The following is a 26,158-nucleotide window of genomic DNA, read 5'->3' as shown; positions in this document are numbered from 1 at the left end:
GGCGCGTGCTGCTTCGGCCGTTTAGTACAGAGCCTTACCGGCGCTGTCTTTCACGTTGGTTTTCCATGCGGCGCGCACCTGCTCGATCACTTCATCAGGCAGTACCGCGTAATCCAGCGCTTTGGCCTGCTCAGCGCCTGACTTGTACGCCCAGTCAAAGAACTTCAGCACTTCGGTGCCCTGCTCAGGCTTCTTCTGCGCCTTGTGCACCAGGATGAAGGTGGTGGAGGTAATCGGCCAGGCGTTATCACCTTTCTGGTTGGTCAGATCCTGCGCGAAGGTTTTGCTCCAGTCCGCGCCTTTGGCGGCGGCGCTGAAGGCATCTTCGGTCGGGCTGACCGGCTTGCCGTCGGCGGAGACCAGCTTGGTGTACGCCAGGTTATTCTGTTTGGCGTAGGCATACTCAACGTAGCCGATAGAACCCGGCAGGCGCTGAACAAAGGCGGCGATGCCGTCGTTGCCTTTACCACCCAGACCGGTCGGCCAGTTTACCGTCGAGCCGGCACCCACTTTCTCTTTCCACTTCGCGTTCACTTTCGCCAGGTAGCTGGTGAAGACGAAGGAAGTGCCGGAACCATCAGCGCGGCGCACCACGGCGATATTCTGATCCGGCAGTTTCACGCCCGGGTTGAGTTTGGCGATTGCCGGGTCGTTCCATTTTTTGATGTTACCCAGGTAGATATCACCCAGCGTCTGGCCGTCCAGCGTCAGGTCGCCGGATTTGATACCGGGAATATTCACCGCCAGCACCACGCCGCCAATCACGGTCGGGAACTGGAACAGGCCGTCAGCCGCCAGCTTTTCGTCGGACAGCGGTGCGTCGGAGGCGCCAAAGTCAACGGTATTGGCAACGATCTGCTTCACGCCGCCGGAGGAACCGATCCCCTGATAGTTAACTTTGTTGCCGGTTTCTTTTTGATAGGAATCTGCCCACTTGGCATACACCGGCGCGGGGAATGTCGCACCTGCACCGGTCAGGCTGGCGGCAGCGAACGCGGACACAGAGGCCATGGAGAAAGTCGCTGCTACAATACTGGCGACGGTGGTACGCATCAGTTTCATAATCCCTCCTAAGGGGCATCAAAAATCGATTTCAAATCGTTTTCATCAGAGTAAGTATTGCTGCAGGAGGGAAAATAGGACAGTTTGGTGACAGTAAAATGTATGAAATATGACAGTTATATGACAACCAGCAATAAAACAATATAACTCATTGATTATACTACCTTCCGAATATGACTCCGATTACGTAGTACGAAAACGAAAGGATCTCAAATGAAAAAAGTATTTATCTTATCGGCGCTTGGCCTGTCTCTGCTGGCTTCTGCCAACGTTATGGCGGCAAATAATTTTCCACGCGATTCTAGGTTCTCAGGCACCACAGGCGGCGAAAAAATTCTGTTTGAAGGCGATGACGGTTACCGAACATCCAACTATACGCAGCGGGATCTCGATGAACTTATCAATCAACAGAAAAATCATGAAAGGGAGCTAAAACAGCTGCAGGATGAAAACAGGAATAAAGATCGTCAGATCGATGAGCTAAAACGTTCGTTGCAGGAACTGAGCAATAAGGTGAAAGGCTAGCGAATAAACAAGCCGGCGCTGAGGCCGGCTTGTTATTACGCGGTGTTCACTTTTCCACGCGCAAGACTGCGAAACCGTCCCAGCCTTTCTCGCCCACCGTCTGAAATACGGTGCCGCTTAATGCCGGCATATTTTGCACCGCCTCCAGCGCCTGGCGGATGCCTTCGGCATGAACATCGCGCTGGGCCGCGACGATAGCTCCTCCTCGCACCACATTATCCATGATAATTACGCTGCCCGTGCGGCTCAGCTTGATCGCCCACTGCAGGTACAGCAGGCTATTTTGTTTATCGGCGTCGATAAACGTCAGATCGAACGGCAGCTGAGACTGTAGCGTTGGCAGCGTCTGCGCTGCGGCACCCACCACAATCGACACCCGCTCCAGCAAGCCGGCGCGTTGAAGATTCTCCCGAGCCACCGCCGCGTTGGCCGGCTCTTTTTCCAGCGTCACCACATGGCCGTCCTCCGGCAACCCGCGGGCAAGATATTGGGTGCTGTACCCACCCAGCGTACCAATCTCCAATACCCGACGCGCCCCGCTGATTTGCACCATCAGCGTCAGGAACTGCCCCTGCAGCGGCGACACATCAAACGCCGGTAAACCACGCTCGGCGTTCAGCGCCAAAGTTTGCGCCAAATTATCATCCTGATGTGCTAAACAACGCTCCAGATAAGTATCCACGTCCTGCCACGACTGCTGCATACCTGACTCCTCATCGTTGAACCGCATTCAGTATAGTTCAGCCGTTCTTCCGCCATAAAAAATCCGGCGCGCCGTTTACACAGCACGCCGGATTAATCAGCAAAAAAGCAGCGGTTTTACTCGACGGTTACCGACTTCGCCAGGTTACGCGGCTGATCGACGTCGGTGCCTTTAATCAGCGCCACGTGATAAGACAGCAGCTGCAGCGGCACGGTGTAGAATATTGGCGCAACGATCTCTTCCACGTGCGGCAGCGGGATAATGGTCATCCCTTCGCTGCTGACGAAACCGGCGTCCTGATCTGCGAACACGTACAGCTGGCCGCCGCGCGCGCGCACCTCTTCAATGTTGGATTTCAGTTTTTCCAGCAGCTCGTTGTTCGGCGCCACCACGATCACCGGCATATCGGCGTCAATCAGCGCCAGCGGGCCGTGCTTCAGCTCACCGGCCGCATAGGCCTCGGCGTGAATATAGGAGATCTCCTTCAGCTTCAGCGCCCCTTCCATGGCGATCGGGTACTGATCGCCGCGGCCGAGGAACAGCGCATGATGCTTATCGGAGAAGCCTTCCGCCAGCGCCTCGATGTTTTTATCCAGCGACAGCATCTGTTCAATGCGCGCAGGCAGCGCCTGCAGGCCGTGCACGATATCGTGCTCGACGCTTTCCGCCATGCCTTTCAGGCGGCCCAGACGCGCCACCAGCATCAGCAGCACGGTTAACTGAGTGGTAAAGGCCTTGGTGGACGCCACGCCGATTTCGGTGCCGGCCTTGGTCATCAGCGCCATATCGGATTCACGCACCAGCGACGAGCCGGCCACGTTGCACACCGCCAGCGACGCCAGGTAGCCCAGCTGTTTGGACAGGCGCAGCGCCGCCAGGGTATCTGCGGTTTCGCCGGACTGCGACAGGGTGATAATCAGGCTGCCCGGGCGCACCGCCGATTTGCGGTAACGGAATTCGGACGCGATCTCTACGTCGCACGGCACGCCGGCCAGCGCTTCAAACCAGTAACGCGCCACCATCCCGGAGTGATAGGAGGTGCCGCAGGCGATGATCTGCACGTGCTGCACCTGCGCCAGCAGCGCTTCGCTCTGCGGGCCCAGTTCGCTCAGGTTGATCTGGCCATTGCTGAAGCGCCCCTCCAGGGTGTTTTTCAGCGCCAACGGCTGTTCGAAGATCTCTTTTTGCATGTAGTGGCGGTAAGCGCCCTTGTCACCGGCGTCGTACTGCACCTGCGACTCGATTTCCTCGCGCTCGACCGGGTTGCCCTGCTGGTCAAAAATCGCCACGGTGCGACGGGTAACTTCCACCACGTCACCCTCTTCCAGGAAGATGAAGCGACGGGTCACCGGCAGCAGCGCCAGCTGATCGGAGGCGATAAAGTTCTCGCCGACGCCGCGGCCAATCACCAGCGGGCTGCCGGAACGGGCGGCCACCAGCACGCTTGGGTCGCGGCTGTCCATCACCACGGTACCGTAAGCGCCGCGCAGCTGAGGGATCACACGCTTGACCACTTCCAGCAGCGTGCCGCCCTGCAGCTGCTCCCAGTGCACCAGATGCGCGATCACCTCGGTATCGGTTTCAGACGCAAAGCGGTAGCCGCGCTCAATCAACAGCTCGCGCAGCGGCTCGTGATTTTCAATGATGCCGTTATGCACCACGGAAATGTAATCAGAAACGTGCGGGTGAGCATTAGCTTCGGTCGGTTCGCCGTGGGTCGCCCAACGGGTGTGCGCGATGCCGGTGCCGCCGTGCAAAGGTTGCTGCTCTACCGCTTCCGCCAGCGCGTTGACTTTACCTACGCGACGCACGCGGTTAAGGTGGCCCTCGGCGTCGACGACCGCCAGCCCGGCCGAGTCATAACCACGGTATTCAAGACGGCGTAAGCCTTCCAACAGGATCTCTGCAATATCACGTTGCGCTACTGCGCCTACAATTCCACACATGGATTCTATTCCTAATTAAGCGTCTTTTCGGACGCTTCGATGCCTGACCTGATTTTTTGCCGGTTATTACCGTGCGCCCCGAGCCTTGTAGAGAATGGGGATGATCCTCTGAAGAGGACTTATATGTTTTGCGCTGCCTTCTGCCGCGAAAAGGCAGTGCAAAACACAGGATGGCCGCATAACGGCCATCCTTATTTTTACTTTTTCGCTTTGGTCGGACGCTGCCAGCCCTGGATGTGCACCTGCTTCACCCGGCTCAGCACCAGCTCATCTTCCGCGATGTTGCGCGTGACCGTGGTGCCGGCGGCAATCGTCGCCCCTTTGGCCACCGTGACCGGCGCCACCAGCTGCGTATCGGAACCGACAAACACCCCGTCGCCGATAATGGTTTGATGCTTGTTGGCGCCGTCGTAGTTGCAGGTAATGGTGCCGGCGCCGATATTCACGTCGTCGCCAATCACCGCATCGCCCAGATAGCTGAGGTGTCCCGCCTTGGAGCCCACGCCCAGGCGCGCCTTTTTCATCTCGACAAAGTTGCCAACGTGCGCGCCTTGCGCCAGCTCCGCGCCGGGACGCAGTCGGGCAAACGGACCGACGGTGCAATCAGCCGCCAATACCGCGTCTTCGACCACGCTGTAAGGGCTTATTTCGCAGTCATCGCCGATCACGCAGTTTTTCAGCACGCAGCCGGCGCCGATTTTCACCCGGTTGCCCAGCTGTACCTGCCCTTCAACGATGACATTGGCGTCAATCAGCACGTCGCGCCCGTGCGTCAGCTCGCCGCGCAGGTCGAAACGCGCCGGGTCCAGCAGCATCACGCCGGCCAGCAGCAGTTTTTCCGCCTGTTCGGCCTGGTAGATGCGCTCAAGCGTCGCCAGCTGCAGGCGGTTGTTCACGCCCTCAACTTCGCTCAGGCGATCAGGATGCACCGCTTCGATTTTCTTACCGTCGGCATGAGCCAGCGCGATGATATCCGTGATGTAATATTCACCCTGCGCGTTATCGTTGCTCAGCATGCCTAACCAGCGTTTCAGATCGCCGCCGTTGGCCACCAGAATACCGGTATTGATCTCGTTAATCTGACGCTGCTGTTCGCTGGCGTCCTTATGTTCAACAATGCCGACCACGTCGTCCTGTTCACGCACGATGCGGCCATAGCCGGTCGGGTCGTTCAGCTTGACGGTCAGCAGGCCAATGCCGCCCTGCGGCTTGGCCGCCAGCAGACGCGTCAGCGTCTCGACGGAGATCAGCGGTACGTCGCCGTACAGCATCAGCACGTCTTCATCATCGGCAAAGTGCGGCGCCGCCTGCTGCATCGCATGGCCGGTGCCCAGTTGCTCAGCCTGCAGCACCCAGTTCAGCTCTGCGTTATTCAGCGTGCTTTGCAGCAGTTCACCGCCATGACCATAAACCAGGTGGACATTCTTCGCCCCCAGCTTCATCGCGGCATCAATAACGTGCTGCACCATCGGTTTACCCGCCAGCGGATGCAAAACCTTGGGCAGGTCGGAATACATACGCGTTCCCTTGCCCGCGGCGAGGATCACTACACTCATTGCGCTGTTCGACATAAGCAACCTGATAACTCCAATTTTAATAGACGAAAGTAAAACCGTTTAGCATCGAAATTACTACATATTTCTCTGCACGAAGCCGAGCTAAGCCGCGTGGCTCTAGGCGCGCCGTCATTCGGCGCAATCCGATTCCACAGCTGGCAAACTGTCGGCGTTCGGAGACACAATACCGCCGCCGCCTGCTCGAATACGCCGCAACGATAAGCAGGGTCAAACGCTTATTTTAATGCAAAAAAAAAGCGACCGCATTGGGTCGCTTTCTTATTTCGGTATTGCTTACATCGCTTTTCTGGTGAGTTCGATAACGCGCAGTTTCGCGATCGCCTTCGCCAGCTCAGCGGATGCCTGAGCATAGTCGACATCACCATGAGAGCTACGGATATGCTCTTCAGCTTTGCGCTTGGCTTCCAGCGCTCTGGCTTCATCGAGGTCCGTTCCACGGATGGCAGTGTCCGCCAGCACGGTCACCACGCTTGGCTGTACCTCAAGGATACCGCCAGACAGGTAGATGAACTCTTCTTCACCGTGCTGTTTAACAATACGCACCATGCCAGGCTTGATGGCAGTCAGCAGCGGCGCATGCCCCGGGAAAATACCCAGTTCGCCTTCGCTGCCTGTCACCTGGATCTTCTGCACCAGGCCGGAAAACATCTGTTTTTCCGCGCTGACAACATCCAGATGGTAAGTCATAGCCATATCACCCTCCTCTCAAGGCGTTACAGTTTCTTGGCTTTTTCCACTGCTTCTTCAATGGTGCCAACCATGTAGAACGCCTGCTCCGGCAGGTGGTCGTAGTCGCCGTCCATAATGCCTTTGAAACCACGGATGGTATCTTTCAGCGATACGAACTTGCCCGGCGCGCCGGTGAAGACTTCTGCCACGAAGAACGGCTGAGACAGGAAGCGCTGGATTTTACGCGCGCGGGATACGACCAGTTTGTCTTCTTCAGACAGTTCGTCCATACCCAGAATCGCGATGATGTCCTTCAGTTCCTGGTAGCGCTGCAGGATAGACTGCACGCCACGCGCAACGTCATAGTGTTCCTGACCCACAACCAGCGGGTCCAGCTGACGGCTGGTGGAATCCAGCGGGTCAACGGCCGGGTAGATACCCAGGGAAGCGATGTTACGGCTCAGTACCACGGTTGCGTCCAAGTGCGCAAAGGTGGTGGCTGGAGACGGGTCAGTCAAGTCATCCGCAGGGACGTAAACGGCCTGTACGGAGGTGATAGAACCGGTCTTGGTCGAGGTGATACGTTCCTGCAGAACGCCCATCTCTTCCGCCAGCGTTGGCTGATAACCTACCGCGGATGGCATACGGCCGAGCAGTGCGGACACTTCGGTACCCGCCAGGGTGTAACGGTAGATGTTATCCACGAACAGCAGAACGTCACGGCCTTCATCACGGAATTTTTCCGCCATGGTCAGGCCGGTCAGTGCAACGCGCAGACGGTTACCCGGCGGCTCGTTCATCTGGCCGTAAACCAGGGAAACTTTGTCCAGTACGTTGGAGTCGGTCATTTCGTGGTAGAAGTCGTTACCCTCACGAGTACGCTCACCCACGCCCGCAAACACAGAGTAACCGGAGTGCTCGATCGCGATGTTACGGATCAGCTCCATCATGTTTACGGTTTTACCTACGCCCGCACCACCGAACAGACCAACTTTACCACCCTTGGCGAACGGGCAGATCAGGTCCATTACCTTGATACCGGTTTCCAGCAGATCCTGAGAGCTGGACAGTTCTTCGTAGCTTGGCGCCGCGCGGTGAATCGCCCAACGCTCTTCTTCGCCGATGTCGCCTTTCATGTCGATTGGCTGACCCAATACGTTCATGATACGACCCAGCGTTGCTTTACCTACTGGTACTTCGATCGGGTGCTGCAGGTCGTTAACTTTCAGACCGCGACGCAGACCGTCGGAAGTACCCATGGCGATACAGCGTACAACGCCGCCGCCCAGCTGCTGCTGAACTTCCAGCACCAGTTTTTCGTTACCGTTTTCTACCTCAAGGGCATCGTACACTTTTGGTACGGCATCCTGAGGGAACTCGACGTCCACCACGGCGCCGATTACCTGGATAATCTTTCCAGTAGCCATCTTGAATCCTCTACGTAATTCGTTTACCCGTCGTATTTCAAACTGCAGATGCGTTGACGGCTTTCTTTCCTCCCAGTTGCTTACTCAAGTAAGCGCCTGGGGACTCGCTCAGTTGCCGCCTTCCTGCAATCTGAACTACTTAGGGTAATAACCTGGTTAAACCGCGGAGGCTCCCGAAACGATTTCGGTGAGTTCCTGAGTGATGCTGGCCTGACGTGCCTTGTTGTATACCAACTGCAGCTCTTTGATCAGGCTACCGCCGTTATCGGTCGCGGCTTTCATCGCTACCATTCGCGCGGCCTGCTCACTGGCCAGGTTTTCCACGACGCCCTGATAAACTTGCGATTCCACATAGCGGCGCAGCAAGGTATCAAGCAGCACTTTTGGATCGGGTTCATACAGGTAATCCCAGGCTGTCTTCTTCAGCTCGCCGTCATCGGCAGGCGGCAGCGGCAGCAACTGAAGAACCTGCGGCTCCTGGGACATCGTATTAACAAATTTGTTGCTGACAATGTACAGCTTGTCCAAACGACCTTCGTCGTAGGCCTGCAGCATCACTTTCACCGGCCCGATCAGATCCGACAGGGAAGGTTTATCCCCCATGCCGGTCACCTGGGCAACCACGTTGCCGCCCACGGAACCAAAGAAAGAAACGGCTTTAGAGCCAATCAGCGCCAAATCAGTTTCAACGCCTTTTTCGGACCAGCCTTTCATCTCCGCCAGCAGCTTTTTGAACAGGTTGATGTTCAAGCCGCCGCAGAGACCACGGTCAGTCGACACCACCAGATACCCGACGCGCTTAACATCACGCTCTTCCAGGTACGGGTGTTTATATTCCAGATTCCCCAACGCAAGGTGACCAATCACTTTGCGCATGGTCTCTGCATAAGGACGGCTGGCCGCCATGCGATCCTGCGATTTACGCATTTTGGAGGCGGCGACCATCTCCATCGCTTTAGTGATCTTCTGCGTGTTTTGCACGCTGCCGATCTTACTACGTATCTCTTTTGCGCCGGCCATCTCTGCTTCTCCTCATTGCCAGCGGCCTGCTGTCTTTCAACTGCAGGCCGCTGCGCGTTACCAGGACTGGGTTTTCTTGAAGGTTTCGAGGACGTTTTTCAGTTTGCCCTCGATCTCATCGTTGAAATTACCAGTTTGGTTGATGTGGTTCAGCAGCTCGGCGTGTTCGCGATCCGCGTAAGCAACCAGTGCAGCTTCGAAGCTCACTACCTTGGCGACTTCAACGTCTTCCAGGTAGCCGCGTTCTGCAGCGTACAGCACCAGAGACTGTTGTGCGACGGACATTGGCGCGTACTGTTTCTGCTTCAGCAGTTCAGTCACTTTCTGGCCGTGGTTCAGCTGCTTGCGGGTTGCATCATCCAGATCGGAAGCGAACTGAGAGAATGCCGCCAGTTCACGATACTGCGCCAGCGCGGTACGGATGCCGCCGGACAGTTTCTTCATGATCTTGGTCTGCGCTGCACCACCAACACGGGATACGGAGATACCCGGGTTAACTGCCGGACGAATACCGGAGTTGAACAGGTTGGATTCCAGGAAGATCTGACCATCGGTAATCGAGATTACGTTGGTCGGAACGAACGCGGAAACGTCACCCGCCTGAGTTTCGATGATCGGCAGCGCGGTCAGAGAACCGGTCTGGCCTTTCACTTCACCCTTGGTGAAAGCTTCAACATAGTCGGCGCTAACGCGCGCTGCACGCTCCAGCAAACGGGAGTGCAGGTAGAATACGTCACCTGGGTATGCTTCACGACCTGGCGGACGACGCAGCAGCAGGGAGATCTGACGGTAGGCAACGGCCTGTTTGGACAGGTCATCGTATACGATCAGCGCATCTTCACCGCGGTCACGGAAGTATTCGCCCATTGCGCAACCGGCATATGGCGCCAGGTATTGCAGTGCAGCGGATTCAGAAGCGGTAGCCACCACAACGATGGTGTTTGCCAGCGCGCCGTGTTCTTCCAGTTTACGCACCACGTTAGAAATGGTGGACGCTTTCTGGCCGATAGCCACGTAGACGCACTTAATGCCGGAATCGCGTTGGTTGGTGATCGCATCGATCGCCAGCGCGGTTTTACCGGTCTGACGGTCACCGATCACCAGCTCACGCTGACCACGGCCGATTGGAATCATGGCATCAACGGATTTATAACCGGTCTGTACCGGCTGGTCGACCGACTGACGGTCGATAACGCCCGGTGCAATGGTCTCAACCGGGGAGAAACCGTCGTGCTCAACCGGGCCCTTGCCGTCGATAGGCGCGCCCAGGGTGTTAACCACGCGGCCCAGCAGGCCGCGGCCGACTGGAACTTCCAGGATACGGCCGGTGCATTTTACCTTCATGCCTTCAGCCAGGTCCGCATACGGACCCATGACGACGGCACCTACGGAGTCGCGCTCCAGGTTCAATGCGATTGCGTAACGGTTGCCTGGCAGTGCGATCATCTCGCCCTGCATAACATCGGCCAGGCCGTGTACGCGGATGATTCCGTCGCTGACGGAAACGATAGTACCTTCATTGTGAGCTTCGCTCACTACATTGAACTGAGCAATGCGCTGCTTGATCAGTTCGCTGATTTCGGTGGAATTCAGTTGCATGCTCCAGTCCCCTTAAGACTGCAAGACGTCTGCCAGGCGTTCAAGACGGCCGCGTACGCTGCCATCGATCACCATGTCGCCTGCGCGGATAACCACGCCGGCCAGTACAGACTTGTCAATTTTGCAATTCAGCTTAACTTTGCGTGACAGACGTTTTTCCATCGCAGCGGCAATCTTGGCCTGCTGTTCGTCATTCAGTGCGCTTGAAGAGAGCACCTCGACTTCGACGGTGGATTCCAGCGCGGCGCGCAGTTCAACGAACTGCTGCACTACGTCAGGAAGCGCCAGTAAACGCCCATTTTCGGCCATAACGCGAATAAGGTTTTGGCCATTTTCGTCGAGTTGATCGCCACAAACCGCGGTGAACGTATTCGACAGCGTTTCCGGTGCAACAGCGCCGGACAGCAGTTCGGAAATCTGTTCGTTGCGAGTGACTTCAGCAGCAAACGCCAGCATCTGCTGCCAGCGTTCTACGCTTTGGTGCTCAACGGCAAAGTCAAAAGCTGCTTTGGCGTAGGGGCGAGCTACAGTAACAAATTCAGACATCAGCCCCTCCCTCCTTACAGTTCAGCGACCAGTTTATCAACGATGTCGCTGTTAGCAGCTTCATCCACGGAACGTTCGATGATCTTCTCGGCGCCGGCGATAGCCAGCATCGCGACTTGCTTACGCAACTCTTCACGAGCGCGCTTACGTTCAGCTTCGATCTCAGCCTGAGCCTGCGCCACGATTTTGTTACGTTCCTGCTCGGCTTCGGCTTTCGCTTCATCCATGATCTGAGCTTTGCGCTTGTTCGCTTGCTCAATGATCACCTGAGCTTCTGCTTTAGCAGTTTTCAGCTGGTCGCTCGCATTGGCTTGCGCCAAGTCCAAATCTTTTTTGGCACGCTCTGCAGAAGCGAGACCGTCAGCAATTTCTTTCTGACGCTTCTCGATGGCAGCCATAATTGGCGGCCATACATACTTCATGCAGAACCAGACAAACAGGACGAACGCGATGGCCTGGCCGAGGATTGTTGCGTTAAGATTCACAGCACAATGCCTCTTTTAAAGTTAATGAGTGTGGGTAAGTCGGCAGAGCGTTTCTCTGCTTACGCGACGGCGAACATCACGTACAGACCCAGACCAACAGCGATCATCGGGATGGCGTCAACCAGACCCATAACGATAAAGAACTGTGTACGCAGCAGAGGAATCAGGTCAGGCTGACGCGCTGCACCTTCCAAGAATTTACCACCCAGGATGCCGATACCGATCGCAGCACCGATTGCCGCTAAGCCCATCATCACAGCGGCAGCCATGTACAGCAGATCCATACTCAGGTTTTCCATGACAGTCTCCAGTTTGTTTCAGTTTATAAATGCAAGTGTTTTAGGAAAAATCAGTGCTCTTCAGACGCCATCGACAGATAGACGATCGTCAGAACCATGAAAATAAAGGCTTGAAGCGTAATAATCAGGATGTGGAAGATAGCCCAAGGCAAGCTCAGGACCCACTGTGACCACCACGGCAACAGGCCGGCAATCAGGATGAAGATCAACTCACCCGCATACATGTTGCCAAACAGTCGCAGGCCCAGTGAAACAGGCTTGGACAGCAGGCTGACACCTTCAAGAATCAGGTTAATCGGAATGAATACAGGGTGGTTGAACGGCTGCATGGTCAACTCTTTAACGAACCCACCAACGCCTTTCATTTTGATGCTGTAGAACAGAATCAGGATAAACACGCCCAGCGCCATAGACAGCGTCACGTTGACATCGGCGGTAGGCACTACGCGCAGCGCAGGCAGGCCGAGAACGTGTTCGCCGATATACGGCAGGAAATCGATAGGCAGCAAATCCATCAGGTTCATCAGGAAGACCCAGACGAACACGGTCAACGCCAGCGGAGCAATAACCTTGCTCTTGCCGTGATACATGTCGCGCACGCTGCTGTCGACGAACCCAACCACCAGTTCCACTGCGGTTTGCAGTTTACCCGGCACACCGCTGGTGGCGTTTTTGGCCACTTTACGGAAGATCACCAGGAAGAGCGCCCCGAGGACGACGGAGAAAAACATCGAGTCGATGTTAATCGACCAGAACCCCGTCCCGACCTGAAGCTGCGTCAGGTGGTGACCGATATACTCCTGTGGAGTCAAGACTTCTCCTGCAGACATGATGCCTCTTACCCTTTTAGTTAAGTTCGGTAACTGTTAATCACGGCTGGTGCCACTATCTGCACCACTAACACCGCTAAATAGGTCAGGCCAAGCGGCATAAATTCCGCTTTGAACACCCCAAGCGCCACGATCAGCAAAAAGATGGTGATCACGACCTTTAGCCCCTCGCCAATGGCGAACGACCAGGCAACCCGACCGGGCGCCGGCGTCTGCGCCTGGTGGCGCAAGGCAAACAGCATAAACATGACGCTTGGCAGCCAGGCGGCAAGTCCGCCTGCCAACGCCGAAACGCCCCACGCCAGCCCCTTGAAACCGAAGGCGGCGCTGATCAGAACAAAAGTCATAAACTGCAAAAACAGCAGTTTGCGTGCGACTTTCCCGCTGTAAAGGGACACAGACATGACGTTTGTTCTCTCCGTACCCCTAAGGGGGTATGCTGAGTGACGTATGACACTGTCTTTGCTGCATAGAGTCAAGCAGCAAAAAACGAGCAAATTATACGGGTCACTTCAACGAATTCAATCGATAAGTAGCGAAAAGGTGAACAATTATTTAAATTCACCAAATTCAGACTATTTTCGCAAGAAAATAGGCGGAATAATACCTCGATTTTATTGTCCGATTATTCCTCTGTTGCACACTAAAACGTGCAATTGATCACAACAATAGGGCTAACGTTCGATTTATAACCCATGTGCGCATAAAACGTCTTTAGCGATTAGGGCGATAAAAATGTTTTATAAATCAAAATGGTATAATTTAACCGTTCAAAAACAATCTTTATACCCGCTAAAAACCTTTCGTTGACATCCACAGAAAGAATATTGTTATTACGCGTTAACAACAGCAGCAAAAGGCGATCTTATTCACATAATTGCTAACGTGACAATTACTACACGTAATTAGGGTATTTTCGCTAATTAACTGCTGCCTTTGTGTTAAAAAAAAGTAAATTAACTAAAAAAAGCGGCCAGTTAATTAGTCTGCTTATTTTTACATATGTAGCAAGGTTCAATCTGCCGTCTGTTTGATCAAAAACAAACTCAGTTTGCCTTAAGCACCACCAGATGACGTTCACCGTCCAATTCCGGCACCTGCAAACGTACCACCTCTTCAAGCGTAATGCCTTCGGGCAACGTGGCCAGCTCTTCGTCAGGACGGACGCCCTTCAGTGCATAAAAGCGCCCCTGCCCTTGCGCCGGCAGATGGCGGCACCAGGTCAGCATATCCTGCAGTGAGGCGAATGCGCGACTGATTACGCCGTCAAACGGCGGCTCGGCCGGGAATTCTTCCACCCGGCTCTGTACCGGCTCGATATTGGTCAGCCCCAGCTCGTGCTGTACCTGCCGCAGAAAACGCACCCGCTTACCCAGGCTGTCGAGCAGCGTAAAATGCGCATCCGGACGCACAATGGCCAGCGGAATGCCGGGCAGACCTGGTCCGGTGCCGACATCAATAAAGCGTGAGCCTTCAAGGTGCGGGTTAACCACGATGCTGTCGAGAATATGGCGGACCAGCATTTGCTGCGGATCGCGCACAGAGGTCAGATTGTACGCCTTGTTCCACTTATCCAGCATGCCGACATAGCCCAGCAACTGCTGTTTTTGACGATCGGGAAGCGAAATACCGGCTGCAGCCAGCAGCGAGTCTAACTTTTTGTCCACAATGGAGTCCTCTGACCAACGCGAAATCCGCCGAAGATGGCGAAGGGCTATGATAATTCAGGCTGAAAATGATGTCAGCGGCCGATTGCCTATCCATTGGGCAATCGACCGCCGAAAATGCAGATTTATGCGCTGCGGCGCAGCAGGCCTTGCTTCTTCAACCACACCAGCAGAATAGAGATCGCCGCAGGAGTAATCCCCGAGATGCGCGATGCCTGTCCGATGGAGGTAGGTTTGTGATCGTTGAGCTTGGCGATGACTTCGTTCGACAGCCCGGAAACCTGATGGTAGTCCAGGTCAAGCGGCAGCAAGGTGTTCTCGTTGCGCTGCTGGCGCTCGATCTCTTCCTGCTGACGGGCGATATAGCCTTCGTATTTCACCTGAATTTCCACCTGCTCGGCGGCCTGAATATCGGCCAACGGCGGCTGGAAAGCGTCGATCGAGGTCAGCAGTGCGTAATCCATTTCCGGACGGCGCAGCAGTTCTTCACCATTAGCTTCGCGCGACAGCGGCGTTTTCAGCAGTTTGTTGACTTGCTCAACATTTTCCGAATGCGGGTGCAGCCAAACGTCGCGCAGACGCTGACGTTCGCGCTCGATCTGTTCGAGTTTGTCGTTATAGCGCGCCCAGCGGACATCATCCACCAGGCCCAGCTCGCGGCCTTTTTCCGTCAGACGCAGATCGGCGTTGTCTTCACGCAGCATCAGACGATATTCCGCCCGTGAGGTGAACATACGGTACGGCTCTTTGGTGCCCAGCGTGCACAGATCGTCCACCAGCACGCCAAGGTAGGCCTGATCGCGACGCGGCGCCCAGCCTTCGTCTTCGTTGGCGTAACGTCCGGCATTCAAACCGGCCAGCAGCCCCTGCGCACCGGCTTCTTCATAACCGGTGGTGCCGTTAATCTGACCGGCAAAGAACAGGCCCTGAATAAATTTGCTTTCCAGCGTTGGTTTCAAATCGCGCGGATCGAAGAAATCATACTCAATAGCGTAACCCGGACGAATAATGCGGGCATTTTGCATCCCTTCCATCGAGCGGACGATCTGCATCTGTACGTCGAACGGCAGACTGGTGGAAATACCGTTCGGGTAGATTTCGTTGCTGGTCAGCCCTTCCGGCTCGAGGAAGATCTGGTGTGCGTTGCGATCGGCAAAGCGCATCACTTTATCTTCGATCGACGGACAGTAACGTGGGCCGATCCCTTCGATGATCCCGGCGTACATCGGGCTGCGATCGAGGTTGCTGCGGATCACGTCATGGGTTTTTTCATTGGTATGGGTGATATAGCACGGCACCTGACGCGGATGCTGGTCGGCATTTCCCATAAACGAAAATACCGGCGTCGGCGTGTCGCCGTGCTGTTCGGCCAGCACGCTGAAATCAATGGTGCGGGCGTCAATGCGCGGCGGAGTGCCGGTTTTCAGACGGTCAACCCGCAGCGGCAGTTCTCGCAGACGCTGCGACAGTGAAATGGCAGGCGGATCGCCGGCACGGCCGCCGCTGTAGTTTTCCAGGCCGATATGAATTTTGCCGTCGAGGAATGTCCCCACGGTGAGCACCACTGCTTTAGCGCGGAACTTCAGCCCCATTTGCGTAACGGCGCCGACAACGCGATCGTTCTCAACGATAAGATCTTCTACCGGCTGCTGGAAGATCATCAGGTTGGGCTGGCTCTCCAAGGCAGTGCGTACGGCCTGGCGATAGAGCACGCGGTCGGCCTGGGCGCGGGTAGCGCGTACCGCAGGGCCTTTGCTGGCGTTTAGTATCCTAAACTGAATGCCGGCATGGTCGATCGCCGTAGCCATCAGGCCGCCCAGTGCATCAATTTCCTTAACCAGATGCCCTTTACCAATACCGCCGATCGCCGGGTTGCAAGACATTTGCCCCAGCGTATCAATATTGTGCGTCAGTAATAAGGTTTGACGCCCCATTCTTGCCGCGGCCATTGCCGCTTCGGTGCCGGCATGGCCGCCGCCGATGATAATGACGTCAAACTGCTCTGGATAAAACATGGAACTGCACCTCGCCGTATTGCGAACGATCGTTGTTTGCCCTGGGGTGGGGGATTCTACTCAAGTTTAGACGATCGACCAAGCGGTACGGATCGTCAGGTAATTAAAAGAAGATCTTTTTATTTAAAGATCTCTTTATTAGATCTCTTATTAGGATCGCGATCCTCTGTGGATAACCGCGTATTCACGATAGAGATCATGAAATTAGGAAGGATCGTTTACTGTGAATGATCGGTGATCCTGACGCTGATAAGCTGGGATCTAAATGGCTAGTTATGCACAGGACAAAAAGCATACGGCAGTTGTTATTTGGATAACTACCGCTTTTACCCTGCTTTTAAGCTTAGTTATACACAATCGTTCGCACGATCTTTGAACGAATCAGAGTAAATTAACCCAACTTTTCAGCCATTCTTCCGCCGGATCTTCCGGAATGTCGTGCTGCGTCACGTCGATCTCCAGGCGATCGCCGATCCTTTTTGCGCCACGAGCCTGTAACAGATCGTCGATCTGTTTGATCGCGCCGCAGAAGGTATCGTATTCCGAACTGCCTAGACCGACTGCGCCGAACTGCACCTCGGTTAAATCAGGCTGGCGTTCGGAGATCTCATCCCACAGCGGTTGCAGATTATCCGGCAGTTCGCCGGCGCCGTGGGTGGAGGTGACCACCAGCCAGCGTCCGGACTGCGTCAGTTCATCCAGTTCAGGCCCGTGCAGCATCTCGGTGGAAAAACCGGCGTCTTCCAGTTTTTCGGCCAGATGTTCCGCCACATATTCAGCACTGCCAAGCGTACTGCCGCTGATCAGAGTAATGTCTGCCATGAATGAATGATCTCAACCTGCTGCAAAGAGGCTGCATTGTACGCTGTGAATCGCCAGGGATCTACCTGTGGATAATATGGGTATAGTAAAAATCCGTCACGGGACGATGGTGCGCATAATGGGGTTCTGCAGCGAGATCAGCGTTTCCGTCGACTGAATTTCGTCAATCGTTTGGATCTTGTTGATAAGTACCTGTTGCAGCGCATCGATCGAGCGGCACATCACCTTGATAAACACGCTGTAATGGCCGGTGGTGTAGTAGGCCTCGACCACTTCTTCCAGGCTTTCCAGTTTGCTCAGGGCGGAAGGGTAGTCTTTGGCGCTCTTTAATATGATGCCGATAAAGCAGCAGACGTCGTAGCCCAGCTGTTTGGGGTTCACATCGACCCGGGCGCCGGTAATGATGCCGGCCTGCTTCATCTTCTCGACGCGTACGTGAATGGTCCCCGGGCTGACGGCAAAGGTTTTTGCCAGTTCGGCATAAGGCGTACGCGCGTTAGCCATCAGCGCGTTGAGAATGCCGCGATCGAGATTATCGATCTGATAAATTTCCGCCATTTTATCCCCCATAAATTATGATTTATTGAATTATCACCGCTTAAAAATGAACGATTAAAAGTCAAAGCGCAATATTGTTTGATGGATATTGAATTGAGGCGCTGTTGTGTTGCTTAATCATCAGCAACAGAGACAGGATTTAAGAGATACGGCAATGAAAAAACAGTTTATCCAAAAACAACAACAAATCAGCTTCGTAAAATCGTTCTTCTCCCGCCAGCTGGAGCAGCGGCTGGGTCTGATTGAGGTTCAGGCGCCTATTCTCAGCCGCCTGGGCGACGGTACGCAGGATAACCTGTCCGGCAGCGAAAAAGCGGTGCAGGTCAAGGTGAAAACCCTGCCGGACGCGACGTTTGAAGTGGTGCATTCCCTGGCTAAATGGAAACGGAAAACTCTGGGCGCCCATGATTTCAGCGCCGGTGAGGGCCTGTATACCCATATGAAGGCACTGCGCCCGGATGAAGATCGCCTGAGCGCCATCCACTCGGTGTATGTCGACCAGTGGGACTGGGAGCGGGTGATGGGGGATGGCGAACGCAACCTGGATCACCTGAAAAGCACCGTACGCAGCCTCTATAGCGCTATCAAGGAAACGGAAGCGGCGGTCAGTCGCGAATATGGGCTGGCGCCGTTCCTGCCGGAACAGATTCACTTCGTGCACAGCGAAGCGTTGCTGCAGCGTTTCCCCGAACTGGACGCTAAAGGGCGTGAGCGGGCGATTGCCAAAGAGCTGGGCGCGGTATTCCTGATCGGCATCGGCGGCAAGCTGTCGCATGGCCGCTCTCACGACGTGCGTGCGCCGGATTATGATGACTGGAGCACCACCAGCTTTGAAGGACTGTCCGGCCTCAACGGCGATATTCTGGTGTGGAACCCGGTGCTGGAAGACGCGTTCGAGCTATCTTCAATGGGGATCCGCGTTGACGCCGCCGCATTGCAGCGCCAGCTGGCCCTGACGGAAGATGAAGATCGCCTGCAGCTGGAGTGGCATCAGTCGCTGCTGAAAGGTGAAATGCCGCAGACCATCGGCGGTGGTATTGGTCAGTCGCGCCTGGTGATGCTGCTGCTGCAACTGTCGCATATCGGCCAGGTGCAGTGCGGCGTATGGTCGCCGGAAGTGCGTGAAAGCGTGGAAGGCCTGCTGTAACGCCGGGTTAGCGCCGCCAGCGGCGCATTAAGCGGCTTTTTAGCCCGGTATCAAAGCGCCAGATATGGTCGAAGATGCGCATGATGCCGGGTTTGCCGTAGGCGGACATTGCCACCGCATGAAAACGCTGCTGATGGCTCTGCTGCTGCTGTTTCACCTTTTTAATCACCTCGTCCGGCAGCCGCTGGGCAATAAAGTCGGAAATAATCACCGCGTCGGCGTCGAACCAGCCGCTCTCCGCCATTTTCCCCACCGTTGCGCTCAGGCAGGCCGCCAGATCGGTGCCGCCGCGGAAATGCTGGGCGAGAAAGCGCACCGCCTGTTCAATACCGCTGGCGGCGGTCAGTTCATAATGGACGATCTGGTTGGCAAACAGCATGATGTAGCAGCGGCGGTTATCCGCCAGCGCAATGCGCAGCAGCGCCAGACAAAACGCCTTGGCGCACTGTTCGTTGAAGCCGCCCATTGAGCCGGAGGTATCAACACAGACAATAAACGGCCCGCGCGGCTGTTGATCCTGCTGCTGATAAGTGACCTGGCGGATCATCAGCTTCTCCTGCCAGGCATCCCCCTGCAAACGGTAGCTCAGTAGCTGTTTTTCCAGCAGGCGGCGGTAAAACTCAAACTCCAGTTCCTCAATGCCGAGCGTCGCCAGCTCCGGCGGCAGCAGGCGTAAAATATCATCGCTTTGATGCACGCCGTTCACCTCTTCCGGCAGTGTGGCGGGCACCCGCACCATGACGTGGTACGGCTCCGGCTGCGCATCCTGCTGCTGAATGGCTTTTGCCTCGTAGCTGCGTCCCAACTGCTGGGCCAGTTTCTTCAATTCGGGCTGGGTTTGCAGAAAGTTGCCGTATTCCACCAGCCGCTGATAGTCGCCGCGCTGCAACTGCCCTTTGCTCATATCCCACAGCCGGCCGGCGGCGGTATCGTTCTCCGCCAGCACCGGCTCCAGCGCGCCGCTCAGCGCCAGGCGCTCCTGCAGTTCCGCCATCAGCTGTTCGCGCTCCTGTTCCAGCAGTTGGTGGTGCAGCATGGTGGCCTGCAGCGTCAGGCTGATGCGCCAACGCTGCAAAAATAGGGTCTGGAAGCTGTCATCCAGCGGATGATTGGGCAGATCGGCGGCGTCCACCAGCTTGCGCGCCTGTTCATAGAAGGGGGAAACCAACTGGCGCAGCAGTTCCAGGGTATCGTTGAGGTTTTGATAAAACTGCGCGTTGCTTTCCAATTGGCACTGTTGGTAACGATAGAATTCCTGCGCCAGCGCCGGCGGGACCATTGCCTCATGGATCCGCTGCTTTAGTTGCAGCTTCCAGCGCGGCAGATCGCGATCCAGTGCGCGGCGCAGCGCCGGGAATTTCCTGAAGAACGCGGACAGATGCGGCGCAGCCAGCATGGCGACGATCATATCTTCGATCAGCTCGCCTTCAGTAATGGCCAGCAGCAGGTTGAGCGTCTCCAGGTTCAGCACGGTTACTGGCCCTGCATTTGCTGTTGCTGCTGTTTAATTTGCTCCGCTACCTGCAGCAGGCTGGCTTCTATCTTGGCCAGGCCGGCGGCCGGGGTGAACAGGCAGGGCTGATGCTGGCTGAATAACCGCCGCTGTTCCGCCAGCCGCTGCATCAGCGTATCCAGTTCCTCCAGCAGTTCCGGCGGCGTGGCGCTGGTCTGTTTGCCCGGCAGCGCCAGCAGCGATGGCTGGCGGCTGACGTCCAGCACGGTCAGGTGCTGCTGCTCATCCACCTCTAAATCAATCTGCTGCGCGAAACCAATGCCGTTGAGCTTGGCGCGCACCTCGCCGCCTTTTTGCAGCCAGCTTTCCAGCGTGCTGCTGTCGATACTCAAATGGTTAACCTGAATATCATGCAGCTGCAGCGGCTTTTGCAGCAACAGCGTCAGCGTGCCGCTGCCGAGTGATTCACCCAGCGCGTATTGCGGTTTACGGCTGAACATGCCGCCTTTTTTCACCAGGCTGATGGCCCGGCGATCGCTTTGCTGTTGTTGGTGCTGCATCCAGCGGGTATGCAACTGCTGCAGCTGGAGCAGCAACGTCTGTTGCTGATAGGCCTGCTCGCTCAGCAGTTGGTCAATTTGTTGCTGCATCAGCTTCATGGAGGCCAGATCGTGCCACAGGCAGTCTTTCAGCAGCATCAGATCGATCGGGGCAATGGCTTCGCGGCCGCTGAAGAAGGCGCAGGCCTGCAGTAAGCGCAGCGCTTTTTTCCAGCGTCGGTCGGAAACATAGGGCGCCTGTTCAAGCGCATCCAGCCGCTGGCGCAGCAGGAATATCAGTTCAAAGCAGTTCTCCGGCAGCTGAATTTTATCGATCTGCGCCTGCCATTGCCGGAACTCCTCATCGCTGACGCTCAGTGCTTCCGGCACCGGGTTTTGGTTTTCACTTTGCCGGTTGGTCAGCAGCGAGCGGAAGTTCTGCTTATCCTGCACCTTGTCCAGCCACAGACGGATCAGCATGCGGTCATACAGCGCCTCCAGGCTATTGTCGGCCTCCGGCAGTTCATTCGAGGCGGCGACCAGCAGGCGCAGCGGTATCGGCTCTTCGCTGTTGCCGTTGCGGAAGCGGCGTTCGTTAATCGCGGTCAGCAAGGTATTGAGAATGGCGGGGCCAGCCTTCCAGATTTCATCGAGGAACACGATTTCCGCTTCCGGCAGGTAGCCGTCGGTCAGGCGCTGGTAGCGCCCTTCGTCTTTGAGCGCCTGAATGGAGAGCGGGCCGAATACTTCCTCCGGCGTGGAGAAGCGGGTCATCAGGTATTCAAAGGAGCGGGCATGGCGGAAGGCGAATTTGAGGCGGCGGGCGATCAGACTTTTTGCAATACCCGGCGGCCCGAGCAGAAATACGCTTTCGCCGCTTAACGCCGCCAGCAGGCAGAGCCGGATGGCTTCCTGACGTTCATAAAGGCCGCTCTCAAGCGCGCTGCTGAGCCGGGAAATTCGTTCTGCCAGTAGTGATGAAGACGCCATAAGATTTTTCGCGTTGTCCGAGATAAATTAGCCAATCTTGTCCGAATGGGCGATGATAAACCACCATCATTTTTAATGGTATAGCTGGTTGATTAGCCAAAACTTTCTATTATCAAATGTATTGTTTGCTCACACTTTGTCGTTTTTCTGAGACATTTTATAGAGTAGGCAACCTAAGGAATTCGTGCATACTGTGCGGTTTTTAGTGGACGTAATGGATCTTGGAGCCCGTCTTGGCGGATGCAGCGCTAACGGTTGTTCTAATCAAGAAAACGAATTATGAGCACAGAACGTAAGCAGTCCCTGGCGGCGGTAACCTTGGCGGCTATCGGCGTGGTGTATGGCGATATTGGCACCAGCCCGCTTTATACCCTGAGAGAGTGTTTTTCAGGTCATTATGGTTTTGATGTCCGGCCCGATGTGGTGTTTGGCTTCCTGTCGCTGATTTTCTGGATGCTGGTCATTATTGTCTCGCTGAAATACCTCACCTACGTAATGCGGGCGGACAACGCCGGTGAAGGCGGTATCTTGACGCTGATGTCGCTGGCCGGGCGCAATACCTCGGCGCGCGCCACGGCGGTGCTGGTGATACTCGGCCTGATTGGCGGCAGCTTCTTTTACGGCGAGGTGGTGATCACCCCGGCGATCTCGGTGATGTCAGCGATCGAAGGTCTGGAAATCGCCGCGCCGGCGCTGGATCCCTATATTGTTCCGCTGGCGATTCTGGTGCTGACGCTGCTGTTTATTATTCAAAAGCACGGTACCGGCAGCGTGGGCAAACTGTTTGCTCCGGTAATGCTGATCTGGTTCCTGACCCTGGCGCTGCTCGGCGTGCGCAGCATCATCGATAACCCGGAGGTGCTGCAGGCGCTGAACCCGAAATGGGCGCTGAACTTCTTCTTCGAATATAAGAAAGTGTCGTTCTTTGCCCTGGGGGCGGTGGTGCTGTCGATTACCGGCGTTGAGGCGCTGTACGCCGATATGGGCCACTTCGGTAAATTCCCTATTCGTCTGGCCTGGTTCACCGTGGTGTTGCCGTCGCTGGTGCTGAACTATTTTGGCCAGGGCGCGCTGCTGTTAAAGAACCCGGAAGCGATCAAAAACCCGTTCTTTCTGCTGGCGCCGGACTGGGCGCTGATTCCTCTGCTGATTTTGGCCACGCTGGCGACGGTGATCGCCTCGCAGGCGGTGATCTCCGGCGTCTTCTCCTTAACCCGTCAGGCGGTGCGTCTGGGCTATCTGCCGCCGATGCGCATTATCCATACTTCGGAAATGGAGTCCGGCCAAATCTATATCCCGGTGATTAACTGGCTGCTGTATATCTCGGTGGTGCTGGTGATCGTCAGCTTTGAACATTCGAGCAATCTGGCTGCGGCCTACGGCATTGCGGTAACCGGCACCATGGTGCTGACCAGCATTCTGGTGACCTCGGTGGCGATTAAAAACTGGCACCTGAATCGCTTCCTGGCGGTGGGCATATTGATAGCTCTGTTGCTGATTGATGTGCCGATGTTCTCTGCCAACGCGCTGAAGCTGTTCTCCGGCGGCTGGTTGCCGCTGACCATCGGCCTGATGATGTTTATCGTCATGACCACCTGGAAGAGCGAACGTTTTCGCCTGCTGCGCCGTATGCATGAGCACGGCAACTCCCTGGAGGCGCTGATAGCCTCGCTGGAGAAATCGCCGCCGGTGCGGGTGCCGGGCACCGCGGTGTTTATGTCGCGCGCCACCAACGTGATCCCGTTTGCGCTGCTGCACAACCTCAAACATAACAAGGTGCTGCATGAGCGTGTGGTGCTGCTGACGCTGCGTACCGAAGATGCGCCGTACGTCCATAATGTCCGGCGGGTCACCATTGAGCAGCTGTCGCCGACCTTCTGGCGCGTGGTCGCCAGCTACGGCTGGCGAGAAACGCCGAACGTCGAGGAGGTGTTCCACCGCTGCGGCCTGGAGGGTTTACCGTGCCGTATGATGGAAACCTCATTCTTTATGTCGCATGAATCGCTGCTGTTGAGCAAACGGCCGTGGTATCTGTTCTTGCGCGGTAAGCTGTTTATTGCGCTCAGCCGTAATGCGCTGCGGGCGCCGGATCAGTTTGAAATTCCGCCGAACCGGGTTATCGAGCTGGGAACGCAGGTCGAAATATAAGGTTCCGTTATCTCTTCTCTCGGGGGCGTCGCATGCGGCGCCCCTTCTTTTTTACCTGCGTTGCCGCGCTGATATCGAAACGTTTCGATAGCGATCACATTTCCACGCTATGTCGGTTGCCTTCCTTTGTTGTTTTTTTACACTCCACGACAAGCGAAACGTTTCGCTGGTAAAGAATAAGTGGAGCGAAAGAAATGAAAAAAGGCGTGCTGCTTAATGCCGACATCTCCGCGGCGGTTTCCCGTCTCGGCCATACCGACCAGCTCACCCTGTGTGACGCCGGTTTGCCGATCCCGGCCGGCGTTGAGCGTATCGATGTGGCGCTGATGGCCGGCGTGCCGACTTTTTTACAGCTGTTTACTGCGGTCACGCAGGAAATGCAGGTGGAAAGTGCCATGTTGGCCGAAGAGCTCGTCACGCAAAACCCCTCGCTCCATAGCGCTCTGTTGGCGCAACTGACGCAGTTGGGGCAGCAGCAGGGAAATACCATCAGCGTGCGCTATATCAGCCACGGCGATTTCAAAGCGCAAACCGGGCACAGCCGGGCGGTGATTCGCAGCGGGGAATGTTCGCCCTATGCGAACATTATCCTGTGCGCCGGCGTAACTTTCTGAGGTATTTATGCAACCTTTATTGCAACTGACCGGGATAGATAAGGCGTTTCCCGGCGTGAAGGCGCTGTCCGGGGCGGCGCTCAGCGTGTACCCCGGCAGGGTGATGGCGCTGGTGGGCGAAAACGGCGCCGGCAAATCCACCATGATGAAAGTGTTGACCGGCATCTACAGCAAAGATGCCGGCAGCGTGCGTTTCCTCGGTAAAGAGGTGGCGTTTCACGGGCCGAAAGCGTCACAGGATGCGGGCATCGGCATTATTCATCAGGAGCTGAACCTGATCCCGCAGTTGACCATTGCGGAGAACATCTTTCTCGGCCGCGAATTCGTTAACCGCTTTGGCCGTATCGACTGGAAACGCATGTACGCCGAGGCTGACAAGTTGCTTCAGCGTCTTAATCTGCGTTACAGCAGCCACCGTCTGGTGGGGGAACTGTCGATTGGCGATCAGCAGATGGTGGAAATCGCCAAGGTGCTGAGCTTTGAGTCGCAGGTGATCATTATGGATGAGCCTACCGACGCGCTGACCGATACCGAGACCGCCTCCTTATTTAAGGTGATCAATGAACTGAAAGCGGCAGGCTGCGGCATTGTGTATATCTCGCACCGGATGAAAGAGATTTTCGAGGTCTGTGATGACGTTACCATCTTCCGCGACGGCCAGTTTATCGCCGAGCGGCCGGTGAATGAGCTGCAGGAAGAGCGGCTGATTGAAATGATGGTTGGCCGTAAACTGGAAGACCAATACCCGAGGCTGAACCTGCCGCGCGGCAACAAACGGCTGGAAGTCAGCCAGTTGTCTGGCCCCGGCGTGCATGATGTCAGTTTCACCCTGTATCGCGGCGAAATTCTTGGCGTTGCCGGGCTGATGGGCGCCGGCCGTACCGAATTAATGAAAATCCTCTACGGCGCGGCGACGCGCAAGAGCGGCAGCGTGCGGCTGGACGGCCGCGAAGTGTTGTGCCGTTCGCCGCAGGACGGGCTGGCAAACGGCATCGTTTATATTTCCGAAGACCGCAAGCGCGACGGCCTGGTGCTCGGCATGTCGGTCAAAGAAAACATGTCATTGACCGCGCTGCGCTATTTCAGCCGCACCGGTGGCAGCCTGAAACAGGCTGAGGAACGGCAGGCGGTAGGGGATTTTATTCGCCTGTTTAACATCAAAACCCCGTCAATGGAGCAGCCGATTGGCCTGCTTTCCGGCGGCAATCAGCAGAAGGTGGCGATTGCCCGCGGGCTGATGACGCGGCCTAAGGTACTGATCCTTGATGAACCGACGCGCGGCGTCGACGTCGGGGCGAAAAAAGAGATTTACCAGCTTATCAACCAGTTCAAGCAAGAAGGGCTCAGCATCATTCTGGTGTCTTCGGAGATGCCGGAAGTGTTAGGGATGAGCGATCGCGTACTGGTGATGCATGAAGGCCACATCAGCGGTGAGTTCCCGATTGAGCAGGCCACTCAGGAAGCGTTGATGGCCGCGGCCGTCGGCAAGCAATACGGCGCAAAGCAGGAGTAATTAA

The 26,158-nt window shown here is 55.9% G+C and carries 24 protein-coding genes; 5 read left to right on the top strand and 19 right to left on the bottom strand.

Annotated features, from left to right (window positions below; translation table 11 throughout):
- Positions 1 to 21: 21 nt before the first annotated feature.
- Positions 22 to 1,062: a phosphate ABC transporter substrate-binding protein PstS gene (pstS, locus tag CLM71_RS23710; RefSeq protein ID WP_105233148.1), complete on the bottom strand. Its 1,041-nt coding sequence runs from the start codon at positions 1,060 to 1,062 to the stop codon at positions 22 to 24.
- 213 nt (positions 1,063 to 1,275) lie between these two features.
- Here pstS and CLM71_RS23705 point away from each other — a divergent pair, with 213 nt between their 5' ends.
- On the top strand, positions 1,276 to 1,587 hold the full coding sequence (locus tag CLM71_RS23705) for a hypothetical protein (RefSeq protein ID WP_105233147.1): 312 nt from the start codon (positions 1,276 to 1,278) through the stop codon (positions 1,585 to 1,587).
- 46 nt (positions 1,588 to 1,633) lie between these two features.
- Here CLM71_RS23705 and CLM71_RS23700 read toward each other — a convergent pair whose 3' ends face one another.
- The 16 genes from CLM71_RS23700 to asnC form a co-directional block, all read right to left on the bottom strand.
- Positions 1,634 to 2,290, bottom strand: coding sequence for an O-methyltransferase (locus CLM71_RS23700; protein ID WP_105233146.1), 657 nt, complete (start codon positions 2,288 to 2,290; stop codon positions 1,634 to 1,636).
- Between the two features lie 116 nt (positions 2,291 to 2,406).
- Positions 2,407 to 4,236, bottom strand: a complete 1,830-nt coding sequence (glmS, locus tag CLM71_RS23695; protein ID WP_105233145.1) for a glutamine--fructose-6-phosphate transaminase (isomerizing) — start codon at positions 4,234 to 4,236, stop codon at positions 2,407 to 2,409.
- A 197-nt stretch (positions 4,237 to 4,433) separates the two neighbouring features.
- The gene (glmU, locus tag CLM71_RS23690; RefSeq protein WP_105233144.1) at positions 4,434 to 5,807 is read right to left on the bottom strand and encodes a bifunctional UDP-N-acetylglucosamine diphosphorylase/glucosamine-1-phosphate N-acetyltransferase GlmU; all 1,374 of its coding nucleotides are present in this window, start codon (positions 5,805 to 5,807) and stop codon (positions 4,434 to 4,436) included.
- Between the two features lie 279 nt (positions 5,808 to 6,086).
- The gene (locus CLM71_RS23685) at positions 6,087 to 6,506 is read right to left on the bottom strand and encodes a F0F1 ATP synthase subunit epsilon (RefSeq protein ID WP_004933814.1); all 420 of its coding nucleotides are present in this window, start codon (positions 6,504 to 6,506) and stop codon (positions 6,087 to 6,089) included.
- 20 nt (positions 6,507 to 6,526) lie between these two features.
- On the bottom strand, positions 6,527 to 7,909 hold the full coding sequence (atpD, locus tag CLM71_RS23680) for a F0F1 ATP synthase subunit beta (protein ID WP_105233143.1): 1,383 nt from the start codon (positions 7,907 to 7,909) through the stop codon (positions 6,527 to 6,529).
- Positions 7,910 to 8,065: 156 nt separating this feature from the next.
- Positions 8,066 to 8,929 (bottom strand): F0F1 ATP synthase subunit gamma, encoded by an 864-nt coding sequence (gene atpG / locus CLM71_RS23675; RefSeq protein ID WP_105233142.1) that lies wholly within the window; start codon positions 8,927 to 8,929, stop codon positions 8,066 to 8,068.
- A gap of 57 nt (positions 8,930 to 8,986) precedes the next feature.
- The gene (atpA, locus tag CLM71_RS23670) at positions 8,987 to 10,528 is read right to left on the bottom strand and encodes a F0F1 ATP synthase subunit alpha (RefSeq protein ID WP_105233141.1); all 1,542 of its coding nucleotides are present in this window, start codon (positions 10,526 to 10,528) and stop codon (positions 8,987 to 8,989) included.
- Between the two features lie 12 nt (positions 10,529 to 10,540).
- The gene (atpH, locus tag CLM71_RS23665; protein WP_105233140.1) at positions 10,541 to 11,074 is read right to left on the bottom strand and encodes a F0F1 ATP synthase subunit delta; all 534 of its coding nucleotides are present in this window, start codon (positions 11,072 to 11,074) and stop codon (positions 10,541 to 10,543) included.
- Positions 11,075 to 11,088: 14 nt separating this feature from the next.
- On the bottom strand, positions 11,089 to 11,559 hold the full coding sequence (atpF, locus tag CLM71_RS23660) for a F0F1 ATP synthase subunit B (RefSeq protein ID WP_015962432.1): 471 nt from the start codon (positions 11,557 to 11,559) through the stop codon (positions 11,089 to 11,091).
- Between the two features lie 59 nt (positions 11,560 to 11,618).
- Positions 11,619 to 11,858 (bottom strand): F0F1 ATP synthase subunit C, encoded by a 240-nt coding sequence (gene atpE / locus CLM71_RS23655; RefSeq protein WP_004093904.1) that lies wholly within the window; start codon positions 11,856 to 11,858, stop codon positions 11,619 to 11,621.
- Between the two features lie 50 nt (positions 11,859 to 11,908).
- Positions 11,909 to 12,688 (bottom strand): F0F1 ATP synthase subunit A, encoded by a 780-nt coding sequence (atpB, locus tag CLM71_RS23650; protein ID WP_015962431.1) that lies wholly within the window; start codon positions 12,686 to 12,688, stop codon positions 11,909 to 11,911.
- 20 nt (positions 12,689 to 12,708) lie between these two features.
- Positions 12,709 to 13,092: a F0F1 ATP synthase subunit I gene (gene atpI / locus CLM71_RS23645; RefSeq protein ID WP_105233139.1), complete on the bottom strand. Its 384-nt coding sequence runs from the start codon at positions 13,090 to 13,092 to the stop codon at positions 12,709 to 12,711.
- Between the two features lie 642 nt (positions 13,093 to 13,734).
- The gene (gene rsmG / locus CLM71_RS23640; RefSeq protein ID WP_105233138.1) at positions 13,735 to 14,355 is read right to left on the bottom strand and encodes a 16S rRNA (guanine(527)-N(7))-methyltransferase RsmG; all 621 of its coding nucleotides are present in this window, start codon (positions 14,353 to 14,355) and stop codon (positions 13,735 to 13,737) included.
- A gap of 125 nt (positions 14,356 to 14,480) precedes the next feature.
- A complete protein-coding gene (gene mnmG, locus CLM71_RS23635; RefSeq protein ID WP_105233137.1) occupies positions 14,481 to 16,370 on the bottom strand; it encodes a tRNA uridine-5-carboxymethylaminomethyl(34) synthesis enzyme MnmG in 1,890 nt (629 codons plus the stop codon).
- A 381-nt stretch (positions 16,371 to 16,751) separates the two neighbouring features.
- Entirely contained in the window at positions 16,752 to 17,192 is a 441-nt protein-coding gene (mioC, locus tag CLM71_RS23630; protein ID WP_105233136.1) for an FMN-binding protein MioC, read from the bottom strand.
- 96 nt (positions 17,193 to 17,288) lie between these two features.
- The gene (gene asnC / locus CLM71_RS23625; protein WP_015962426.1) at positions 17,289 to 17,750 is read right to left on the bottom strand and encodes a transcriptional regulator AsnC; all 462 of its coding nucleotides are present in this window, start codon (positions 17,748 to 17,750) and stop codon (positions 17,289 to 17,291) included.
- Between the two features lie 154 nt (positions 17,751 to 17,904).
- Between asnC and asnA the strand changes: the two genes are divergently transcribed.
- Positions 17,905 to 18,897 carry an aspartate--ammonia ligase gene (gene asnA / locus CLM71_RS23620; RefSeq protein ID WP_105233135.1) on the top strand — a complete coding sequence of 331 codons (993 nt, stop codon included), beginning with the start codon at positions 17,905 to 17,907 and terminating at the stop codon, positions 18,895 to 18,897.
- A gap of 7 nt (positions 18,898 to 18,904) precedes the next feature.
- On the opposite strand, the gene viaA is transcribed toward asnA, so the two are convergent.
- Together viaA and ravA are read right to left on the bottom strand one after the other, a co-directional pair.
- Positions 18,905 to 20,368 (bottom strand): ATPase RavA stimulator ViaA, encoded by a 1,464-nt coding sequence (gene viaA, locus CLM71_RS23615; protein ID WP_105233134.1) that lies wholly within the window; start codon positions 20,366 to 20,368, stop codon positions 18,905 to 18,907.
- 2 nt (positions 20,369 to 20,370) lie between these two features.
- Positions 20,371 to 21,879, bottom strand: coding sequence for an ATPase RavA (gene ravA / locus CLM71_RS23610; RefSeq protein WP_105233133.1), 1,509 nt, complete (start codon positions 21,877 to 21,879; stop codon positions 20,371 to 20,373).
- 279 nt (positions 21,880 to 22,158) lie between these two features.
- Here ravA and kup point away from each other — a divergent pair, with 279 nt between their 5' ends.
- The 3 genes from kup (at position 22,159) to rbsA (ending at position 26,154) form a co-directional block, all read left to right on the top strand.
- Positions 22,159 to 24,027, top strand: a complete 1,869-nt coding sequence (gene kup / locus CLM71_RS23605; RefSeq protein ID WP_105233132.1) for a low affinity potassium transporter Kup — start codon at positions 22,159 to 22,161, stop codon at positions 24,025 to 24,027.
- Positions 24,028 to 24,221: 194 nt separating this feature from the next.
- On the top strand, positions 24,222 to 24,641 hold the full coding sequence (gene rbsD / locus CLM71_RS23600; RefSeq protein ID WP_105233131.1) for a D-ribose pyranase: 420 nt from the start codon (positions 24,222 to 24,224) through the stop codon (positions 24,639 to 24,641).
- Between the two features lie 7 nt (positions 24,642 to 24,648).
- Positions 24,649 to 26,154 (top strand): ribose ABC transporter ATP-binding protein RbsA, encoded by a 1,506-nt coding sequence (gene rbsA, locus CLM71_RS23595; protein WP_105233130.1) that lies wholly within the window; start codon positions 24,649 to 24,651, stop codon positions 26,152 to 26,154.
- Positions 26,155 to 26,158 lie beyond the last annotated feature (4 nt).

Origin of the sequence: Serratia sp. MYb239 (assembly GCF_002966855.1) — a bacterium.
Classification (GTDB): Bacteria; Pseudomonadota; Gammaproteobacteria; order Enterobacterales; family Enterobacteriaceae; genus Serratia_B; species Serratia_B rhizosphaerae.
Note: the sequence above shows the minus strand (reverse complement) of the source record. Positions and strands in the feature narration are given on the sequence as shown.

Excerpts from the sequence above, each read along its gene's own strand:
- glmS (WP_105233145.1), bottom strand. The coding sequence starts at position 4,236 with ATGTGTGGAATTGTAGGCGCAGTAGCGCAACGTGATATTGCAGAGATC.
- atpB (WP_015962431.1), bottom strand. The coding sequence starts at position 12,688 with ATGTCTGCAGGAGAAGTCTTGACTCCACAGGAGTATATCGGTCACCAC.
- mioC (WP_105233136.1), bottom strand. The coding sequence starts at position 17,192 with ATGGCAGACATTACTCTGATCAGCGGCAGTACGCTTGGCAGTGCTGAA.
- rbsA (WP_105233130.1), top strand. The coding sequence starts at position 24,649 with ATGCAACCTTTATTGCAACTGACCGGGATAGATAAGGCGTTTCCCGGC.
- atpG (WP_105233142.1), bottom strand. The coding sequence starts at position 8,929 with ATGGCCGGCGCAAAAGAGATACGTAGTAAGATCGGCAGCGTGCAAAAC.
- atpD (WP_105233143.1), bottom strand. The coding sequence starts at position 7,909 with ATGGCTACTGGAAAGATTATCCAGGTAATCGGCGCCGTGGTGGACGTC.
- asnC (WP_015962426.1), bottom strand. The coding sequence starts at position 17,750 with ATGGCGGAAATTTATCAGATCGATAATCTCGATCGCGGCATTCTCAAC.
- CLM71_RS23685 (WP_004933814.1), bottom strand. The coding sequence starts at position 6,506 with ATGGCTATGACTTACCATCTGGATGTTGTCAGCGCGGAAAAACAGATG.
- mnmG (WP_105233137.1), bottom strand. The coding sequence starts at position 16,370 with ATGTTTTATCCAGAGCAGTTTGACGTCATTATCATCGGCGGCGGCCAT.
- asnA (WP_105233135.1), top strand. The coding sequence starts at position 17,905 with ATGAAAAAACAGTTTATCCAAAAACAACAACAAATCAGCTTCGTAAAA.
- atpE (WP_004093904.1), bottom strand. The coding sequence starts at position 11,858 with ATGGAAAACCTGAGTATGGATCTGCTGTACATGGCTGCCGCTGTGATG.
- CLM71_RS23705 (WP_105233147.1), top strand. The coding sequence starts at position 1,276 with ATGAAAAAAGTATTTATCTTATCGGCGCTTGGCCTGTCTCTGCTGGCT.
- ravA (WP_105233133.1), bottom strand. The coding sequence starts at position 21,879 with ATGGCGTCTTCATCACTACTGGCAGAACGAATTTCCCGGCTCAGCAGC.
- rbsD (WP_105233131.1), top strand. The coding sequence starts at position 24,222 with ATGAAAAAAGGCGTGCTGCTTAATGCCGACATCTCCGCGGCGGTTTCC.
- glmU (WP_105233144.1), bottom strand. The coding sequence starts at position 5,807 with ATGTCGAACAGCGCAATGAGTGTAGTGATCCTCGCCGCGGGCAAGGGA.
- pstS (WP_105233148.1), bottom strand. The coding sequence starts at position 1,062 with ATGAAACTGATGCGTACCACCGTCGCCAGTATTGTAGCAGCGACTTTC.
- atpA (WP_105233141.1), bottom strand. The coding sequence starts at position 10,528 with ATGCAACTGAATTCCACCGAAATCAGCGAACTGATCAAGCAGCGCATT.
- CLM71_RS23700 (WP_105233146.1), bottom strand. The coding sequence starts at position 2,290 with ATGCAGCAGTCGTGGCAGGACGTGGATACTTATCTGGAGCGTTGTTTA.
- kup (WP_105233132.1), top strand. The coding sequence starts at position 22,159 with ATGAGCACAGAACGTAAGCAGTCCCTGGCGGCGGTAACCTTGGCGGCT.
- atpI (WP_105233139.1), bottom strand. The coding sequence starts at position 13,092 with ATGTCTGTGTCCCTTTACAGCGGGAAAGTCGCACGCAAACTGCTGTTT.
- atpH (WP_105233140.1), bottom strand. The coding sequence starts at position 11,074 with ATGTCTGAATTTGTTACTGTAGCTCGCCCCTACGCCAAAGCAGCTTTT.